The sequence below is a fragment of the Pseudomonas oryzagri genome, assembly GCF_020831405.1.
GTDB lineage: Bacteria > Pseudomonadota > Gammaproteobacteria > Pseudomonadales > Pseudomonadaceae > Geopseudomonas > Geopseudomonas oryzagri.
The window spans coordinates 1-17146 of sequence record NZ_JAJHPU010000015.1 but is presented as its reverse complement, the minus strand read 5'-3'; the positions used below and the strand labels follow the sequence as shown (position 1 = coordinate 17146).

The following is a 17146-nucleotide window of genomic DNA, read 5'->3' as shown; positions in this document are numbered from 1 at the left end:
ATTCTAGCCGGGCCTGCGGTTGCAAGCGGGCGAACCTACCAGAATCCCGGGGAGGACGCCACCCCGGGGGTCACGCTCTCTGCACCGTCGTGTTGCAGTTGGCTAGAATCGCTTTTTGCCCAATCACGGAGGGCCGCATGGCTCCCTCATTCAGCGCGCGCAGCCGCGCCATCGAACCCTTCCACGTCATGGCCCTGCTGGCGCGGGCCCACGAGCTGCAGGCCGCCGGCCACGACGTCATCCACCTGGAGATCGGCGAGCCGGACTTCACCACCGCCGAACCCATCGTGCGCGCCGGCCAGGCGGCATTGGCCGCCGGGCATACCCGCTACACCGCGGCGCGCGGTCTGCCGGCCCTGCGCGAGGCGCTGGCCGGCTTCTATGCCACCCGCCATGGGCTCAGCATAGACCCCGAGCGCATCCTGATCACCCCCGGCGGCAGCGGCGCGCTGCTGCTGGCCGCGGCCCTGCTGGTCGATCCCGGCAAGCACTGGTTGCTCGCCGATCCCGGCTACCCATGCAACCGCCATTTCCTGCGCCTGGTCGAAGGCGACGCGCAACTGGTGCCGGTGGGCCCGGAGTCGCGCTACCAGCTCACTCCCGAACTGATCGACCGGCACTGGAATGCCGACAGCGTAGGTGCGCTGCTCGCCTCGCCGGCCAATCCCACCGGCACGGTGCTGAGCCGCGACGAACTGGCGGCGCTGTCGGCGACGCTGCGGGCGCGCGGCGGCCACCTGCTGGTCGACGAGATCTACCACGGCCTGACCTACGACCTGGAGGCGCCCAGCGTGCTGGAAGTGGACAACGAGGCCTTCGTGCTCAACAGCTTCTCCAAGTATTTCGGCATGACCGGCTGGCGCCTCGGCTGGCTGGTGGCGCCGCAGGCGGCGGTGCCGGAGCTGGAAAAGCTGGCGCAGAACCTCTACATCAGCGCGCCGACCCTGGCCCAGCACGCCGCGCTGGCCTGCTTCGAGGAGGGCACCCTGGCGATCCTCGAGGCGCGCCGCGCCGAGTTCGCCCGCCGCCGCGACTACCTGCTGCCGGCCCTGCGCGCGCTGGGCTTTCGCATCGTCGTGGAGCCACAGGGCGCGTTCTACCTGTACGCCGACATTTCCGCCTTTGGCGGTGACGCCCAGGCCTTCTGCCGGCACTTCTTGGAGACCGAGCACGTCGCCTTCACGCCCGGGCTGGACTTCGGCCGCCACCAGGCCGACCGCCATGTGCGCTTCGCCTACACGCAAAGCCTGCCGCGCCTGGAGGAGGCGGTGGCGCGCATCGCCCGCGGCCTGAAGAGCTGGAGGCCCGATGCGCTTTGATCCGCCGCTGGAGGAGGGACGTCTGCTGCGTCGCTATCAGCGTTTCTTCGCCGACATCGAGACGCTGTCCGGCGAGACGCTGACCATCCACTGCCCGAACACTGGCTCGATGCGCAACTGCATGGTCGAGGGCGGGCGGCTTTGGTTCAGTCGCTCGAACGACCCCAGGCGCAAGCTGCCGGGGACCTGGGAGCTGAGCGAGACGCCGCAGGGCCGGCTGGCCTGCGTCAACACCGCGCGGGCCAACGCCCTGGTCGAGGAAGCGCTGCATGACGGCGTCATCGCCGAGCTGGCCGGCTTCGCCGACCTGCGTCGCGAGGTACGCTACGGCGAGGAGAACAGTCGTGCCGATTTTCATCTCGACTACCCCGGCGGCGGCGCCTTCGTCGAGGTGAAGAGCGTCACCCTGGGCTTTGCCGATACGTCGGTGGCGGCCTTTCCGGATGCGCGCACCGAGCGTGGCAGCAAGCACCTGCGCGAGCTGGCCGCTCTGGCGCGCCAGGGCGTGCGCGCGGTGCAGTTGTACTGCGTCAATCTTTCCGGGATCGAGGCGGTGCGCCCGGCGCAGGAGATCGACCCGCACTATGCGGCGGCCTTGCAGGCGGCGGTCGCGGCCGGCGTGGAGGTGCTCGCCTATGGCGCCGAATCGTCGCCGCTGGGGATGCGTCTGGTGCGCCGGTTGGAGGTGTGCCTGTAGGTGCCGGCGACCCGGGCAGGGCTCAGCCGTCGACCCAGATGGCGCCGTCCTGCTCGCGGCAGGGCAGCGCCGCGAGGCTTTGTCCGGCGCAGGGGCCGGCGACGCACTCGCCGGACTCGATGACGAACAGCGCGCCGTGGGTGGCGCACTGGATCAGGCTGCCGCTGACGTCGAGGAACTGGTCGGGCTGCCACTCCAGGGGAATGCCGCGGTGCGGGCAACGGTTGCGGTAGGCGTATACCCGCCCTTCGCGGCGCACCAGCAGCAGCGCGCTGCCCGCCAGGGTAAAACCGCGGCTGTCGCCTTCGGCCAGGTCGTCGCTGCTGCACAGTCGTTGCATGGGATCGCCTCCGTCTCGCCGGCATTATCCGCAGTGCGCGCGGCGCCTGCCAAGTCGCACGGTGCGCCGCGCCGGCCTGTTATGCTGCCGCATCGTTCCTGCTCGAAGCCGATCCCGCCCCGATGAACCCTCCGATCCGTGGCTCCCTGCTGCTGCCCCTGCTGGGACTCGCCCTGGCGCTGGCCTTCTGCCTGGCGCTGGCGCTCGGTCCGGTCAGCCTGTCGCTGGCCGACAGCCTGCGCGCCCTGCTGCGTCTCGCCGGTTTGCCGCTGGCGGGGGAGGGACTGGAGCAGGCGGAGCTGATCGTCGGTCAACTGCGCCTGCCGCGTGCGCTGCTCGGTCTGGCCGTGGGTGCGGTGCTGGGCCTGGCCGGGGTGGCGATGCAGGGGCTGTTCCGCAATCCTCTGGCCGATCCCGGCCTTATCGGCGTCTCCAGCGGCGCCGCGCTGGGCGCGGCGCTGGCCATCGTCGGTGCCAGCCAACTCGGCGGGCTGCCGGGCTGGCTGGCACCCTGGCTGCTGTCGGTGTGCGCCTTCGCCGGCGGTCTCGCGGTGACCGCACTGGTCTACCGCCTCGGCCGGCGCGAGGGGCAGACGCGAGTAGCCACCATGCTGTTGGCCGGCATCGCCCTGAGCGCCCTGGCCGGAGCGGCCATCGGATTGTTCAGCTACCTGGCCGACGACGCGACCCTGCGCAGCCTGACCTTCTGGAACCTGGGCAGCCTCAACGGCGCCAGCTACGCGCGGCTGTGGCCGCTGCTGCCGGTGTGCCTGGGCGTGGCGCTGTGGTTGCCGCGACGTGCCACGGCGCTGAACGCCTTGCTGCTCGGCGAGTCGGAGGCGCGCCACCTAGGCTTCGAGGTCGAGCGCCTGAAGCGCGAGCTGGTGTTGTGCGTCGCCCTCGGCGTCGGTGCGGCGGTGGCGGCGGCGGGCATGATCGGTTTCGTCGGCCTGGTGGTGCCGCACCTGGTGCGCCTGCTCACCGGCCCCGACCATCGCCGCTTGCTGCCGGCGGCAGCTCTCGCCGGGGCCACCCTGCTGCTGCTCGCCGACCTGGCGGCGCGTCTGCTGCTGGCGCCGGCGGAGCTGCCGATCGGTACCCTGACCGCGCTGCTCGGCGCGCCCTTCTTCCTCTACCTGCTGCGTCGGGAGCGCCTGTGATGCTGCGCGCAGAGCAGTTGGCGGTGCAGCGTGGGGCCTGCCGCGTGCTGGAGGGGATTGACCTCGAGCTGCGTCCCGGCGAACTGCTGGGCGTGCTCGGTCCCAACGGCGCCGGCAAGAGTAGTCTGCTCGGCGCGCTGTGCGGCGAGCTGTCGCCGGCCGCCGGCCAGGTGCTGCTGGACGGCCGTTCCCTCGCCGCCTGGCCTGGGCGCGAGCGGGCGCGACGGTTGGCGGTGCTGCCGCAGAGTTCGACGCTGAGCTTTCCCTTCGCCGTCGAGGAGGTGGTGGCCATGGGCCGCCTGCCGCATGCCACCGGGCTGCGCCACGATACCGAGGTGGTGGCCGCGGCGCTGGCGGCGGCGGATGTCGCCCATCTGGCCGGCCGCAACTACCTGGCGCTGTCCGGCGGCGAGCGCCAGCGGGTGCAGCTGGCGCGGGTGCTGGCACAGTTGTGGCCGGGGGCTGCGGGCCAGGTGCTGTTGCTCGACGAGCCGACGGCGATGCTGGACCCGTCGCACCAGCACGCCATTCTGCAGGCGGTGTGCCAACTGACCGCGCATGGCGTGGCGGTGTTGGCGGTGCTGCACGATCTCAACCTGGCGGCGCGCTACTGCGATCGCCTGCTGCTGCTCGGCGCCGCGCGCGCGGCGGCGCTGGGAACCCCGGAGGCGGTGCTGCGGGCGGCTCCGCTCAAGGCGGTCTTCGGTCTCGAGGTGCTGGTGCAGCGCCATCCCGAACGGGGCCATCCACTGATCATCGTGCGCTGAGGAGAATGGCCGATGCGTTTGTTGCTGCTCTGCACTCTGGCCCTGCTGGCCGCTTGCCACAGTCTGCCGCCCCTGCCCGCTTGGCAGGGCCCGGAAGGGCGCCGGCATGCCGATCTGGGCGCGATCGTCGATCTGCACAGTGGCGAGCGACTGACCCCGGCGCAGCTGGTGGCGCGTCTGGCCCCGGCGCCGCGGCTGCTGATCGGCGAGCAGCACGACAACCCGGACCACCATGCCCTGCAGCTGTGGCTGCTGCAGGCCCTGGCGACGGAACGCCGACCCGGCGCCCTGCTGCTGGAAATGCTCAACCCCGAGCAGCAGGGGCGGGTGGATGCCGTGCACCCGGCGGCGCGGCGCGGCGAGTGGCCGAGCGATCTGCCGGCGGCGCTGGCCTGGCAGAAGGGCTGGGACTGGACGATGTATGGCGCGCTGGTCCGCCACGCCCTGGCCCGGCCGGAACCCTTGCTGGCGGCCAATCTCGGCCGCGGTGAGATCGGATCGATCTATCGCGCGCCGCCGGCGCTGACGGGCGAGGCGTCCACGGCGCCGGCGGTGCAGGTCGCGCTGCGCGCCCAGATACGCGAGGCGCATTGCGATCTGCTGCCTGAAGACCAGCTGCCGGCCATGCTGGCGGTGCAGCAGCAGCGTGATCGACGCATGGCCGAGCGGCTGCTGGCGGCACCGGCACCGGCACTCCTGCTGGCCGGCGGCTATCACGTGCGTCGCGACCTCGGCGTGCCGCTGCACCTGCGCGATCTGGGGGCGGGGGAGGGCATCCTGGTATTGCAACTGGCGGAAGTGGGGCAGCCGGTAACGGCGGCCCAGGCCGATTACGTCTGGTTCACTCCCGGGCAACCCGCACAGGACCACTGCGCTGCGCTGCGCGAGGGCGGTAAGCGCTGACGCGCGGACAAAAAAAGACCCGGCAGCGCCGGGTCGAAACCGTGATTTAGCCTGATGAGGAGATAAACCGAAGATCGGCTGACGCCTTTCCCGTTTTACCTGCCGGTCTCGCGACCAGCTGGGTAAATAATAATGCTTCTCATTTTTGAGTCAAGCGCTTCCTTGTCGCATAGGTAACAAAAAAGGCGAGCGGAGGATGTCCGCTCGCCTTTTTTGGGGAGATGCGCGGGGCTTAGGCAGGCAGGGCCAGGCGCTGCTGGGTGACTTCCTGGTTGAGCAGGCGGATACGCCGGGCCAGGCTTTCGATCAGGCTGTGGGCGATGCGCGGATTACTGTGCATCAGGGTGATGAATTGTTCCTTGGGGATGGTCATCACCGTGCACGGCTCGCTGGCAATGACGGTGGCACTGCGCTTTTCCCCGGTGAAGACCGCCATGGCACCGAAGATTTCGTCCTTCTGCACGTCACCGACCCGCTGGCCATCGACGAAGGCCTCGGCGTGTCCCTCGACGATGATGAACACGTTGTCCGCCTCGTCGCCCTGGTGGATCAACTCCTCGCCCGCGGCGAAGTGCTGATAGCCGGTGTTGGGGCGCAGCTCGGGTTGACGCAAGCGGGCCAGCGCGTCGGCGAGCAGGCTGATCTGCCCGCCCAGGTACTGGGTGAACAGCTCCTGGCGCCGTGGCTCGGCGTGGATGTGGGCGAACACTGCGTTGCGCGCATACGGGCGCAGGCGCACCGGTTCGCTGCAGCTGTAACGGCAGGCCGGGGATTCGAGGCCCTGGCGCAGGCCGAGCAGGTCGCCTTCGCTGAGGAAGAACACTGCGCGTTCGTCGAACTCGGCCTGTAGCAGGCCGCTCTCGATGAGATAGAGCTGGTTGGTCGGCAGCTCTTCCAGAGCGTCCCGCAGCTCGGCAATTTCCAGCGACGGGCCGCTCGGCTCGAGTCCCTCCAGAAGTTGTCCGGGGAGGCTCTGCAGGTGGTTGATCAGTTGATCGGCATAAGCCGGGTGCTCGCCGGTGAGGTACATGGGCGCGATTCCTTGAGGAGCAGGTCGAATAATGACGCCAAGCGCCCACAGACAATAAAGGTTTTGTCTCGGGAAGGTAAATTGATGGCGGTGGAGTTGTGAGCTAGCTCTTGTTGCGCGGCTCGCCGGCGGCGAGCTGATCGAGCAGGTGGGCCTTGCGTTCGTGGGGCAATTCGCTCCAATGCACGTCGAGCAGCGCACCCTCGATGGAATAGAGCAGGACGCGGGAAGCGTTGAAGCCGCGGGCGAGCACCGCTCGATAGGCCGCCACCGCGCCGCGTCGGCGCAGTTCGTTGGTGCTGTGGATGCCGACGGCATGCAGCCACAGCGCCGAGGTTTTGCCGAGGTTCTTCAGTTCCAGCAGTTCATCGTTCATCGCCCCACCCCAGGCTGGCCGGCCGTCTAGCGAGAAGTCTAGACGGCACTGGCAAAGCCGCGAGCGCCGTCAGTCGCGGACGGGGCGGCGGCTCACAGGCCGGGCAGGTGGCGGCGCAGACGCTCGACCAGTTCGTCGAGGCTGCCGACTGCGTCGGTGTCGATACGCCCGCTGTGCGCCAGCTCGGCTTCGCTCAGGGGCTCGCGGCTGCGCTCCTGGGCCTGGATGACCTCCAGGGTCGCGTCGGACGGATCGCTGCCCGCTGCCTGGCGTTCGGCCAGCCAGGTGGCGATCACCTCCTGGGGGGCGTGGCAGTCGAGGATCAGGAAGGACACGCCAAGCCGTTCGGCCACGGCATGGGCCGCCTGGCGCTGGTCCTGCTTGAGGTAGGTGGCGTCCAGGACTGCCGGGAAGCCGGCCTGCAGGATGACGTCAGCCAGCCCGTGCAGTCGTGCATAGGTGGTCCGGCTGGCTTCGCTGGAGTACAGCTCGGCCTCGGCGGCAGCGGGAAATAGCCGTTTGCGCTCGACATCCGAACGCAGGCGGATGGCGCCGAAGGCCTCGACCAGCCGCTCGGCCACGTGACTCTTGCCGACCGCGGATACGCCGTGGGTGATGGCGAGAAAGCGGGTCGGCACGCTGCTGTAGCTTTCCGCCAGGCCGGCGTAGGCGCGGTACTGGCGCAAAATGGCCGCCCGCTCCTCGGGATTCTGGTCCGGGGTCAGGCGGAACAGGCTGATCTTGGCGCGGACCATGGCACGGTAGGCCTTGTAAAACGGCAGCAGGGTCAGGCCGTGGTAGTCGCCCGTCAGCTCCAGGTAGGTGTTGATGAAGCGCCCGGACAGCGACTTCAGACCGCGATCCTCGAGATCCATGGCCAGGAAGGCGGCGTCGCTGATCACGTCGATCAGGCGGAACGGCTCGTTGAACTCGATGCAGTCGAATAGCACCGGGCGACCTTCCTGCAGGGTGACGTTGGCCAGATGGATGTCGCCGTGGCACTCGCGGATGAAACCATCGGTCTTGCGCTGGTCGAGCAGAGGCTTCAGGCGGGCGAAGGTGTCTTCGGCCCAGGCTTCGAGATGCTGCAGTTGGCTCAGGTCGCCGGCCTCGTCGAGGTACGGGCGGATTTGCTCGAAATTCTGCCGCACCGGCGCCATCACCGCCTCGGCCGTGCCCAGGGGATGTTCGGCGGGCACGCGCCCGGCCTTGGCGTGCAGGTCGGCGATCTGCTCGGCGAGCTGGTCGATGTGCGCGGCAGTCAGCTCGCCGCGTGCCAGCACGTTGGACAGCAGGTCGCTCTGCGGAAACTGGCGCATCTTCAGCACGTGGTCGAGCACCGGGCCGTCGCCGCCGAGCTGCGGGGCGTCGAGGCTGCCGGTGACCGCCAGAACCTCGAGATAGAGCTGCGGGGCGGTGCGCTGGTTGAGGCGCAGCTCCTCGCGGCAGAAGTGTTCGCGGGACTCGCGGGTGCTGAAGTCGAGGAAGCCGAAGTCAACCGGCTTCTTCAGTTTGTAGGCGTAGGAGCCGGTGAGCAGGACCCAGGAGATATGCGTCTCGATGACCTCGAAACCCTCCACCGGGTGCGGGTACAAGGCGGGGTTCTGCAGGGCTTCGATCAGAGACTGGCTCACGGGCGGTCCTTTTCGTCGGAAATGTGGCTAAAGGCCCATTATGGCGGCTGCGTTCGGTCGTGCAAACCGCCGGGAGCCTCATTCGGCCGCCCGCGAAATGCGTATAATGCCGACCCATGACTCGATCCCGCACCCCCTCCCGTCGTACATCCTCGTCCCGTCGTCAGCCTCCGCGAGCCCCCCGTCCCTGGCTGGGCTGGCTGGTCAAGCTCGGCCTGGCCGGCCTGGTGCTGCTCGCTGCGCTGATGATCTATCTCGATGCCGTGGTCCAGGAGAAATTCTCCGGGCAGCGCTGGACCGTACCGGCCAAGGTCTACGCGCGGCCGCTGGAGTTGTTCGCCGGCCTCAAGCTGAGTCGCGAGGATTTCGTCACCGAGCTGCAGGCGCTCGGCTACCGGCGGGTCAACCGGGTCCAGCGTCCCGGCGAGCTGGCGGTGAGCGCCGGTCAGGTCGAGCTGCATACCCGCGGGTTCCAGTTTTATGAAGGTGCCGAGCCGGCCCAGACGCTGCGGGTGCGCTTCTCCGGCAACCAGGTGGCCGGCCTCAGTCAGGCCGGTGGCGGCGAGCTGGCCGTGGCGCGCCTGGAGCCGCTGATGATCGGTGGGTTGTATCCGGCGCACAACGAGGATCGCATCCTGATCCAGCTGGACGAAGTGCCGCCGTTCCTGCTGGACACCCTGATCGCGGTCGAGGATCGGGATTTCTATAGCCATTTCGGCGTGTCGCCCAAGTCGATCGCCCGGGCCATGTGGGTCAACACCACCTCCGGCGCCCTGGTGCAGGGCGGCAGCACCCTGACCCAGCAGCTGGTGAAGAACTTCTTTCTCAGCAACGAACGCAGCCTGACCCGCAAGGGCAACGAGGCGCTGATGGCGCTGCTGCTGGAGCTGCATTACGACAAGCGACAGATCCTCGAGGCCTACCTCAACGAGGTGTTCCTCGGCCAGGACGGCCAGCGGGCGATCCATGGTTTCGGTCTGGCCAGTCAGTATTTCTTCGGTCAACCGCTGGCCGAGTTGCGCCTGCATCAGGTCGCCCTGCTGGTGGGCATGGTCAAGGGACCGTCCTACTACAATCCCCGGCGTTATCCGGAGCGCGCGCTGGAACGGCGCAACCTGGTGCTGGATCTGCTCGGCGAGCAGGGCGTGGCCAGTGCCGAGGAAGTAGCGCAGGCCAAGAAGGCGCCGCTGGAAGTCAGCAGTCGCGGCAGCCTGGCCAATACCACCTATCCGGCGTTCCTCGACATGGTCAAGCGCCAACTGCGCCAGGACTATCGCGACGAGGACCTGACCGAGGAAGGGCTGCGCATCTTCACCAGTCTCGATCCCATCATCCAGTCCAAGGCCGAGAAGGCCATGGCCGAGACGCTCAAGCGCTTGGGCGGACGCAAGGGCATCGACGAGGTCGAGTCGGCGATGGTGGTGACCAACCCGCAGACCGGCGAGGTGCAGGCGCTGCTCGGCAGCCGTCAGCCGCGCTTCGCCGGTTTCAATCGCGCGCTCGATGCGCAGCGGCCGATCGGCTCGCTGGTCAAGCCGGCGGTCTATCTCACCGCGCTGGAAAAGCCCAGCCAGTACACCCTGACCAGCCTGGTGGTCGACGAGCCGTTCTCGATCAAGGGCGCCGATGGCCAGGTCTGGCAGCCGAAGAACTACGATCGCCAGGCGCACGGCACCATCTTCCTCTACCAGGGGCTGGCGCACTCCTACAACCTGTCGACCGCCAAGCTGGGGTTGGAGCTGGGCGTGCCCAATGTGCTGAAGACGGTCGCGCGGCTGGGCGTCGAGCAGGACTGGCCGGCCTATCCGTCGATGCTGCTGGGCGCCGGTGCGCTGAGCCCGATGCAGGTGGCGACCATGTACCAGACGCTCGCCAATGGCGGCTTCAACACGCCGTTGCGCGGGATCCGCAGCGTGCTGACCGCCACGGGCGAGCCGCTCAAGGGCTACCCCTACGAGGTGCAGCAGCGCTTCGATCCGGGCGCCATCCATCTGGTCCAGGAGGCCATGCGCCGGGTGATGCGCGAGGGCACTGCGCGTTCGGTCTACAGCCAGCTGCCCGCCTCGCTGACCGTGGCCGGCAAGACCGGCACCAGCAACGACTCGCGCGACAGCTGGTTCGCCGGCTTCGGTCAGGATCTGCTCGCGGTCGTGTGGATGGGGCGCGACGACAATGGCAAGACTCCGCTGACCGGTGCCACCGGAGCGCTGCAGGTGTGGACCAGCTTCATGCGCAGCGCCATGCCGGCGCCGCTGGATACCACGCCACCCAACAACGTTACCCTCGCCTGGGTCGACCCCTACAGTGGCCAGGGTTCCGACCAGAGCTGCCCGGGGGCGGTACAGATGCCGTATATTCGCGGCAGCGAACCGGTGGCCGGAGTGCCCTGCGGCATGTCGCAACAACTGCAGGAGCCGGCGCAGCAGGTCATGGACTGGGTGCGCGGGTGGCTGGATCAGTAGCGGGTGACCTTGTCCGGTAGGTTCGCGTCGTCAACGTTCGCCGAGCGGGTTCGGAGAGTGCGTTGCCCGTCTTCGCCATGGCCGCTATGACTCGGTGCGAGGCCTTGTCTGGGCCTTGGGCGTCCGACCTGGCTTGATCAAACAACCACGCAGGCCATCCGGCGGCACTTTGCCGGCAGATGGCTTGTCCAACGACTGGATGACGACTGCGGGTCGGCTCGTCATGCATCACTCACGGCAAGGAGACTGGATGTGAACAAAGGGTGGTTGGTGCCGTTGGCATTGTTGTCGCTGCTGGCGGGGTGTGCGACGCCCGTGCAGCGCGGATCTGTTCCGGTGGTGGAAGCTGGCCGGCCGGTGAGCGCCGGTGGTTCTCAGGCGCGCGCCCCGGCGGTGGCCGCTCCGCAAGCGGCGCCGCGTGCGCAGCCGCAGGCGCAGGATTCGGGCGTGGTGGTGATGGTGCCGGAAGGTGTGGCGGATGCGCCGATCCAGACCTTCCCGGGGGCTTCGTCCAGTGCGCCGCTGACTACGGGCGGCGGCCTTGGCGGTTCGTCCACAGTTGCCCCGACGATCAGCGCACCGCCGGCAGGCTCCGGCGCGGTGACCCTTGCAGCGGACGAGCGTCTTGAGGGGCCTGTTCTGGCGCTGCTGACCTCGGCGCAGCAGATGGAGCGCAGCGGCAACCTCTCCGGCGCCTCGGCGAGTCTCGAGCGCGCCCAACGCATCGCTCCGCGCGAACCGCAAGTACTTTACCGTCTGGCCGAGGTACGCCTGGCGCAGGGTGATCCGGCGCAGGCCGAACAGTTGGCGCGTCGCGGACTTTCCTATGCCGGCGGCCGGCCGGCGCTGCAGGCCAGCCTGTGGGAGCTGATCGCGCAGGCACGCGAGCGCCAGGGCGACGCGGCAGGTGCCGCCCAGGCACGCCAGCGCGCCAAGGTGCCGCTCTGATGGACGGTCGCCTGCCGCAGCTGGCCGAGCAACTGCTGCTGATCGAGCGCGAGCTGCGTCTGCTCGGCTGGTGGGCAAGCGGCGCGCCCGCACCGGAGCGCCTGACCAGTCGTGAACCCTTCTGCGTCGATACCCTGGCGTTCGAGGAATGGTTGCAGTGGATCCTGTTGCCGCGCATGAAGGTGCTCATCGAGCAGGCGGGGCCGTTGCCTACGGCCTGCGCCTTGCGACCGATGGGCGAGATGTCGTGGGGAGGTGATACCCGCGTAAATGGACTGCTGGGCTTGTTGGGCGAGGTTGATCGTCTGCTGACCGCAGCCGCCTGAGGCGGCTGCAGAGCCTGCGGGTTATTTGCAGTTCTCGGTGATAGCCTTTTCCGTCTCGGCAATCTTGGCCTGGCGTTCATCCTGAGTCAGCCGGCGCGCTTCCCCGTCACCTTCCTTCACCTGGACGCGACGGTTGTTGCGCAACTGGGCCAGGTTGGTGCGCAGGGTGGTGCAGTAGGTTTCGAGTTCCTTTTCCTTTTCTGCCACTTCCTGGCGCACGCGCGCGTCGATTTCCTGCTGTTTGGGGTCGTCGACGGTGCTGCCGACACTCGGCGGCGTTTCCGCGGGCTTGCTTGCCGGCGGCTGCTTGGCCGGTGGAACGACGCTGGCCGTGGTGGCCTGCGGTGGCTGGGCGGTGAAGTGGGTGATCCCTTGGGCATCGACCCACTTGTAGATCTGGCCGGCGCAGGCTGCGCCCGCGCAGCCGAACAGCAGACTGGCAAGAAGAAGTGTGCGACGCATGCGAGATCCTTGTCGTGAGAGGAAAGGCTCGGGCAACTATACCGAAAAGGACGGCCCCGGCAGTCTGCGCTGGGTCACAGGCGAGGCCGTGAACTTCGGCTTGACTTGCCTGCGCCTTACCCGAACAATCTGCGATTCGCTGTAGCGAGTCCGCCCATCTGCGGTCCGCTCGGCAGACCATGAGGTGCACACCCGCGCCGCCCAAGCCAGGCCCTGTCACGCGTTACCTCGCGCCGGGGTGGGAGTTTTCCGTAACACCAGGGAAGCTCCCGATACTTGCTAAGTCAGCAGCTGACGTCGCCGGCGACTACCGTCGCCCATGCTCTGCCTGGCAGACAACCGAATTTCGGTCGCCCTTGCAAGGGTGTATCTCAGGCGTTCTAGAGGTGAAACGTGGAGCTTTTATCAGGCGCTGAAATGGTCGTCCGCTTCCTGCGTGACGAAGGCGTGAAATACATTTACGGGTACCCGGGTGGTGCCCTTCTGCATGTCTACGATGCGTTGTTCAAGGAAAAGGCCATCGAGCACATCCTTGTCCGCCATGAGCAGGCGGCGACGCACATGGCCGACGGTTATGCCCGTGCCACCGGCAAGGCCGGCGTGGTCCTGGTGACCTCCGGCCCGGGCGCGACCAATGCCATCACCGGCATCGCCACCGCCTACATGGACTCGATCCCCATGGTCGTGCTGTCCGGCCAGGTGCCGAGCAACATGGTCGGCACCGATGCCTTCCAGGAAACCGACATGGTCGGTATCTCCCGGCCGATCGTGAAGCACAGCTTCATGATCAAGCATCCCTCGGAGATCCCCGAGGTGCTGAAGAAGGCCTTCTACATCGCCGAATCCGGGCGTCCCGGTCCTGTCGTGGTGGATATTCCCAAGGACATGACCAATCCGGGCGAGAAGTACGAGTACGTCTACCCGAAAAAGGTCAAGCTGCGCTCCTACGGCCCGGCCGTGCGCGGTCATTCCGGGCAGATCCGCAAGGCGGCCGAGATGCTCCTCGCGGCCAAGCGTCCGGTGGTCTACTCCGGTGGCGGCGTGATCATGGGCGACGCCGCTGCGCCACTGACCGAACTCGCACGCATGCTCAATCTGCCGGTGACCAACACTCTGATGGGCCTCGGCGGCTATCCGGGTAGCGATCGCCAGTTCATCGGTATGCTCGGCATGCACGGCAGCTACACCGCCAACCTGACCATGCACCACGCCGACGTGATTCTCGCTGTGGGCGCGCGCTTCGATGATCGCGTGACCAACGGTCCGGCCAAATTCTGCCCGAATGCCAAGGTCATCCACATCGACATCGACCCGGCCTCGATCTCCAAGACCATCAAGGCCGATGTGCCGATCGTCGGCCCGGTGGAGAGCGTGCTGAGCGAGATGGTGGCGATTCTCAAGGAAATCGGCCAGAAGCCGAACCAGGAGGCGCTGGCCAGTTGGTGGAAGCAGATCGAGGAGTGGCGTGGCAGTCGCGGTCTTTTCCCCTACGACAAGGGCGACGGCAGCATCATCAAGCCGCAGACCGTGATCGAGACGCTCTACGAGGTGACGCGTGGCGATGCCTTCGTCAGCTCCGACGTCGGTCAGCACCAGATGTTCGCGGCGCAGTACTACAAGTTCGACAAGCCCAATCGCTGGCTCAACTCCGGCGGTCTCGGCACCATGGGCTTCGGCCTGCCGGCGGCCATGGGCGCCAAGCTGAACTTCCCGGACGTCGACGTCGCCTGCGTGACTGGCGAGGGCAGTATCCAGATGAACATTCAGGAGCTGTCGACCTGCCTGCAGTACGACTTGCCGGTGAAGATCGTCACCCTCAACAACCAGGCCCTGGGCATGGTCAAGCAGTGGCAGGACATGGTCTACAGCGGCCGCCACTCGCACTCCTACATGGAGTCGCTGCCGGACTTCGTCAAGCTGGTCGAGGCCTACGGTCACGTAGGCATGCGCATCACTCGGCTCGAGGATCTCAAGCCGAAGATGGAGGAGGCCTTCGCGCTCAAGGATCGCCTGGTGTTCCTGGATATCCAGGTGGATGCCGCTGAGCACGTATACCCGATGCAGATTCGTGACGGCTCCATGCGCGACATGTGGCTGAGCAAGACGGAGCGCACCTGATCATGCGACACATCATTTCCCTGCTCCTGGAGAACGAGCCTGGCGCGCTGTCGCGTGTGGTCGGCCTGTTCTCCCAGCGCAACTACAACATCGAGAGCCTGACCGTCGCGCCGACCGAGGACCCGACCCTGTCGCGTCTGACGCTGACCACCATCGGTCAGGACGAGGTGATCGAGCAGATCACCAAGAACCTGAACAAGCTGATCGAAGTGGTCAAGCTGGTGAACCTGTCGGAAAGCGCGCACATCGAGCGCGAGCTGATGCTGGTCAAGGTCAAGGCCACCGGCGCCCAGCGCGCCGAGATCAAGCGCACCGCCGACATCTTCCGCGGCCAGATCGTGGATGTCACCAGCAGCGTCTACACCGTGCAGCTGGCAGGTACCAGCGACAAGCTCGACAGCTTCATTCAGGCCATTGGCACCGCGTCGATCCTGGAGGTGGTCCGTAGCGGCGTCACCGGCATCGCCCGCGGCGACAAGACGCTGAGCATCTGATTTTGAACAAGGCCTGACAGGCCGCACTGAACCGAGGGTTTTCCATGCACGTTTACTACGACAAAGACTGCGATCTGTCGATCATCCAGGGCAAGAAGGTTGCCATCATCGGCTACGGCTCCCAAGGCCACGCCCATGCCTGCAACCTGAAGGACTCCGGCGTCGATGTGACCGTCGGTCTGCGCGCCGGCTCCTCCAGCGTCGCCAAGGCCCAGGCCCACGGCCTGAAGGTTTCCGAAGTGGCCGAAGCCGTTGCCGCCGCCGACCTGGTGATGATCCTGACCCCGGACGAATTCCAGGGCCGCCTGTACAAGGACGAGATCGAGCCGAACCTGAAGAAAGGCGCTACCCTGGCCTTCGCTCACGGCTTCTCCATCCACTACAACCAAGTCGTGCCGCGTGCCGATCTCGACGTGATCATGATCGCGCCGAAGGCTCCGGGTCACACTGTGCGCTCCGAGTTCGTGCGCGGCGGCGGTATCCCGGATCTGGTCGCCATCTACCAGGACGCCTCCGGCAATGCCAAGAACGTCGCCCTGTCCTACGCCAGCGGCGTGGGCGGCGGCCGTACCGGCATCATCGAGACCACCTTCAAGGACGAGACCGAAACCGACCTGTTCGGCGAGCAGGCCGTGCTGTGCGGTGGTTGCGTTGAGCTGGTCAAGGCCGGTTTCGAAACCCTGGTCGAAGCCGGTTACGCGCCGGAAATGGCCTACTTCGAGTGCCTGCACGAGCTGAAGCTGATCGTCGACCTCATGTTCGAAGGCGGCATCGCCAACATGAACTACTCGATCTCCAACAACGCCGAGTACGGCGAATACGTCACCGGTCCGGAAGTGATCAACGCCGAGTCCCGTGCTGCCATGCGCAATGCTCTGAAGCGCATCCAGAACGGCGAATACGCCAAGATGTTCATCAGCGAAGGCGCGACCAACTATCCGTCGATGACTGCCTATCGCCGCAACAATGCCGCCCATGGCATCGAAGTGGTCGGTGAGAAGCTGCGCGCCATGATGCCGTGGATCGCTGCCAACAAGATCGTCGACAAGACCAAGAACTAAGGTCTGCGATGAGGAAAAGACGCGGCTACGGCCGCGTTTTTTCTGTCCGTCGTTTTGGTATAAAGCCGCGGGTGGCCGGTCTGCGGTGCGAACTGTTAGGGTTCCGGTCAGTCGAAATATCATAGCGATCAAGGTGCGTACCATGAGCGAACAACCTGGGGAACCGAACAAGACGCCCGAGGGCGACAGTCTGCTGCCGATCGACGAGCATGTCGAAGAGGGGCAGGACGCCGAGGGGCGCCGGGTCAGGCATCGCGGCGTCTATCTGCTGCCCAATCTGTTCACTACCGCCAATCTGTTTGCCGGCTTCTTCTCGATCGTCAGCTCCATGAACGGCAAGTTCGAGGTGGCGGCCATCACCGTGTTTGTCGCCATGCTGCTGGATGGCCTGGATGGGCGGGTGGCGCGCCTGACCAACACGCAGAGCGCCTTCGGGGCTGAGTACGATTCGCTGTCGGATATGGTGGCCTTCGGTCTGGCGCCGGCGCTGTTGGCCTACAAGTGGGCACTGTCCGGGTTGGGTAACGTCGGTCTCACCGTCGCCTTCATCTATGCGGCCTGCGCGGCATTGCGTCTGGCTCGCTTCAATACCCAGATTGGCAAGGTGGACAAGCGCTACTTCATTGGTCTGGCCAGTCCGGCGGCGGCGGGTGTGGTGGCGGGCACGGTATGGGCACTCAAGGATTTTGGCGTTGATGGTGTGGATATGCCGGTGCTGGTGGTGTTGCTGTTTGCGCTGCTGGTAGCGGCGGCAGGCGCCCTCATGGTCAGCAACATCAAATATCACAGCTTCAAGGATCTCGATCTCAAGGGGCGGGTTCCGTTCGTGGCGATCCTGGTGGTGGTGCTGGTCTTTGCCGTTATCTTCAGTGACCCGCCGCGCATCTTGCTGTTGATCTTCCTGGCCTACGCGGCCTCCGGGCCGGTACAGCGGCTGCTGCAGGTGCGGCGCCGGGCTCGGGTGGAATAGATTTCGCAAAAAAGTGTTGACCTGCCGATTCAAGTCCCTATAATGCGCGCCACTCCCGGCGACGAGCTGAAAAGCCCTT

General features: G+C 66.7%; 17 protein-coding genes. 12 read left to right on the top strand and 5 right to left on the bottom strand.

Annotation, left to right across the window (positions count from 1 at the left end; all coding sequences use genetic code 11):
• Positions 1 to 137: 137 nt before the first annotated feature.
• Both LMJ29_RS03425 and sfsA read left to right on the top strand, forming a co-directional pair.
• Positions 138 to 1319, top strand: a complete 1182-nt coding sequence (locus LMJ29_RS03425) for a pyridoxal phosphate-dependent aminotransferase (RefSeq protein ID WP_229604059.1) — start codon at positions 138 to 140, stop codon at positions 1317 to 1319.
• Complete coding sequence (gene sfsA / locus LMJ29_RS03420) at positions 1309 to 2016, top strand: DNA/RNA nuclease SfsA (RefSeq protein WP_229604057.1); 708 nt, start codon at positions 1309 to 1311, stop codon at positions 2014 to 2016. Before LMJ29_RS03425 ends, sfsA begins: the two co-directional genes overlap by 11 nt.
• 22 nt (positions 2017 to 2038) lie before the next feature.
• Here sfsA and LMJ29_RS03415 read toward each other — a convergent pair whose 3' ends face one another.
• On the bottom strand, positions 2039 to 2356 hold the full coding sequence (locus LMJ29_RS03415; RefSeq protein ID WP_229604055.1) for a Rieske (2Fe-2S) protein: 318 nt from the start codon (positions 2354 to 2356) through the stop codon (positions 2039 to 2041).
• A gap of 122 nt (positions 2357 to 2478) precedes the next feature.
• Between LMJ29_RS03415 and LMJ29_RS03410 the strand changes: the two genes are divergently transcribed.
• Genes LMJ29_RS03410 through LMJ29_RS03400 form a run of 3 tightly spaced genes read left to right on the top strand, consistent with a single transcriptional unit; the run spans position 2479 to position 5186 of the window.
• Positions 2479 to 3516 carry a FecCD family ABC transporter permease gene (locus LMJ29_RS03410; RefSeq protein WP_229604053.1) on the top strand — a complete coding sequence of 346 codons (1038 nt, stop codon included), beginning with the start codon at positions 2479 to 2481 and terminating at the stop codon, positions 3514 to 3516.
• Positions 3516 to 4283: a heme ABC transporter ATP-binding protein gene (locus LMJ29_RS03405; RefSeq protein WP_229604051.1), complete on the top strand. Its 768-nt coding sequence runs from the start codon at positions 3516 to 3518 to the stop codon at positions 4281 to 4283. The genes LMJ29_RS03410 and LMJ29_RS03405 overlap by 1 nt, the downstream gene beginning before the upstream one ends.
• A 12-nt stretch (positions 4284 to 4295) precedes the next feature.
• The gene (locus LMJ29_RS03400; protein ID WP_229604049.1) at positions 4296 to 5186 is read left to right on the top strand and encodes a ChaN family lipoprotein; all 891 of its coding nucleotides are present in this window, start codon (positions 4296 to 4298) and stop codon (positions 5184 to 5186) included.
• A gap of 232 nt (positions 5187 to 5418) precedes the next feature.
• On the opposite strand, the gene LMJ29_RS03395 is transcribed toward LMJ29_RS03400, so the two are convergent.
• The 3 genes from LMJ29_RS03395 to LMJ29_RS03385 all read right to left on the bottom strand — a co-directional run bounded on the left by LMJ29_RS03395 (position 5419) and on the right by LMJ29_RS03385 (position 8226).
• Positions 5419 to 6216, bottom strand: coding sequence for a Crp/Fnr family transcriptional regulator (locus LMJ29_RS03395; RefSeq protein ID WP_229604047.1), 798 nt, complete (start codon positions 6214 to 6216; stop codon positions 5419 to 5421).
• A 103-nt stretch (positions 6217 to 6319) separates the two neighbouring features.
• Positions 6320 to 6592, bottom strand: coding sequence for a TfoX/Sxy family protein (locus tag LMJ29_RS03390; RefSeq protein WP_229604046.1), 273 nt, complete (start codon positions 6590 to 6592; stop codon positions 6320 to 6322).
• A gap of 92 nt (positions 6593 to 6684) precedes the next feature.
• The gene (locus LMJ29_RS03385; RefSeq protein WP_229604044.1) at positions 6685 to 8226 is read right to left on the bottom strand and encodes a bifunctional aminoglycoside phosphotransferase/ATP-binding protein; all 1542 of its coding nucleotides are present in this window, start codon (positions 8224 to 8226) and stop codon (positions 6685 to 6687) included.
• A gap of 116 nt (positions 8227 to 8342) precedes the next feature.
• Here LMJ29_RS03385 and mrcB point away from each other — a divergent pair, with 116 nt between their 5' ends.
• The 3 genes from mrcB (at position 8343) to LMJ29_RS03370 (ending at position 11962) form a co-directional block, all read left to right on the top strand.
• Positions 8343 to 10688, top strand: a complete 2346-nt coding sequence (gene mrcB / locus LMJ29_RS03380) for a penicillin-binding protein 1B (protein WP_229604042.1) — start codon at positions 8343 to 8345, stop codon at positions 10686 to 10688.
• Between the two features lie 252 nt (positions 10689 to 10940).
• A complete protein-coding gene (locus LMJ29_RS03375; RefSeq protein WP_229604040.1) occupies positions 10941 to 11636 on the top strand; it encodes a tetratricopeptide repeat protein in 696 nt (231 codons plus the stop codon).
• Positions 11636 to 11962, top strand: a complete 327-nt coding sequence (locus LMJ29_RS03370) for a YqcC family protein (protein WP_229604038.1) — start codon at positions 11636 to 11638, stop codon at positions 11960 to 11962. Before LMJ29_RS03375 ends, LMJ29_RS03370 begins: the two co-directional genes overlap by 1 nt.
• A gap of 21 nt (positions 11963 to 11983) precedes the next feature.
• Here the strand turns inward: LMJ29_RS03370 and LMJ29_RS03365 are convergent, their stop codons facing one another.
• Positions 11984 to 12424, bottom strand: coding sequence for a DUF4124 domain-containing protein (locus tag LMJ29_RS03365; protein WP_229604036.1), 441 nt, complete (start codon positions 12422 to 12424; stop codon positions 11984 to 11986).
• Between the two features lie 393 nt (positions 12425 to 12817).
• Between LMJ29_RS03365 and LMJ29_RS03360 the strand changes: the two genes are divergently transcribed.
• The 4 genes from LMJ29_RS03360 (at position 12818) to pssA (ending at position 17067) form a co-directional block, all read left to right on the top strand.
• The gene (locus tag LMJ29_RS03360) at positions 12818 to 14542 is read left to right on the top strand and encodes an acetolactate synthase 3 large subunit (protein WP_229604034.1); all 1725 of its coding nucleotides are present in this window, start codon (positions 12818 to 12820) and stop codon (positions 14540 to 14542) included.
• 2 nt (positions 14543 to 14544) lie between these two features.
• Positions 14545 to 15036: an acetolactate synthase small subunit gene (gene ilvN, locus LMJ29_RS03355; protein WP_090351701.1), complete on the top strand. Its 492-nt coding sequence runs from the start codon at positions 14545 to 14547 to the stop codon at positions 15034 to 15036.
• A 44-nt stretch (positions 15037 to 15080) separates the two neighbouring features.
• Positions 15081 to 16097, top strand: a complete 1017-nt coding sequence (ilvC, locus tag LMJ29_RS03350; protein WP_229604032.1) for a ketol-acid reductoisomerase — start codon at positions 15081 to 15083, stop codon at positions 16095 to 16097.
• A gap of 142 nt (positions 16098 to 16239) precedes the next feature.
• Positions 16240 to 17067, top strand: a complete 828-nt coding sequence (gene pssA / locus LMJ29_RS03345) for a CDP-diacylglycerol--serine O-phosphatidyltransferase (RefSeq protein ID WP_229604030.1) — start codon at positions 16240 to 16242, stop codon at positions 17065 to 17067.
• Positions 17068 to 17146 lie beyond the last annotated feature (79 nt).

Bases quoted from the DNA above. Each gene is read 5' to 3' on its own strand.
- pssA (WP_229604030.1), top strand. From the start codon at position 16,240: ATGAGCGAACAACCTGGGGAACCGAACAAGACGCCCGAGGGCGACAGT.
- LMJ29_RS03400 (WP_229604049.1), top strand. From the start codon at position 4,296: ATGCGTTTGTTGCTGCTCTGCACTCTGGCCCTGCTGGCCGCTTGCCAC.
- LMJ29_RS03415 (WP_229604055.1), bottom strand. From the start codon at position 2,356: ATGCAACGACTGTGCAGCAGCGACGACCTGGCCGAAGGCGACAGCCGC.
- LMJ29_RS03410 (WP_229604053.1), top strand. From the start codon at position 2,479: ATGAACCCTCCGATCCGTGGCTCCCTGCTGCTGCCCCTGCTGGGACTC.
- LMJ29_RS03405 (WP_229604051.1), top strand. From the start codon at position 3,516: ATGCTGCGCGCAGAGCAGTTGGCGGTGCAGCGTGGGGCCTGCCGCGTG.
- mrcB (WP_229604042.1), top strand. From the start codon at position 8,343: ATGACTCGATCCCGCACCCCCTCCCGTCGTACATCCTCGTCCCGTCGT.
- LMJ29_RS03390 (WP_229604046.1), bottom strand. From the start codon at position 6,592: ATGAACGATGAACTGCTGGAACTGAAGAACCTCGGCAAAACCTCGGCG.
- sfsA (WP_229604057.1), top strand. From the start codon at position 1,309: ATGCGCTTTGATCCGCCGCTGGAGGAGGGACGTCTGCTGCGTCGCTAT.
- ilvN (WP_090351701.1), top strand. From the start codon at position 14,545: ATGCGACACATCATTTCCCTGCTCCTGGAGAACGAGCCTGGCGCGCTG.
- LMJ29_RS03395 (WP_229604047.1), bottom strand. From the start codon at position 6,216: ATGTACCTCACCGGCGAGCACCCGGCTTATGCCGATCAACTGATCAAC.
- LMJ29_RS03370 (WP_229604038.1), top strand. From the start codon at position 11,636: ATGGACGGTCGCCTGCCGCAGCTGGCCGAGCAACTGCTGCTGATCGAG.
- ilvC (WP_229604032.1), top strand. From the start codon at position 15,081: ATGCACGTTTACTACGACAAAGACTGCGATCTGTCGATCATCCAGGGC.
- LMJ29_RS03365 (WP_229604036.1), bottom strand. From the start codon at position 12,424: ATGCGTCGCACACTTCTTCTTGCCAGTCTGCTGTTCGGCTGCGCGGGC.
- LMJ29_RS03425 (WP_229604059.1), top strand. From the start codon at position 138: ATGGCTCCCTCATTCAGCGCGCGCAGCCGCGCCATCGAACCCTTCCAC.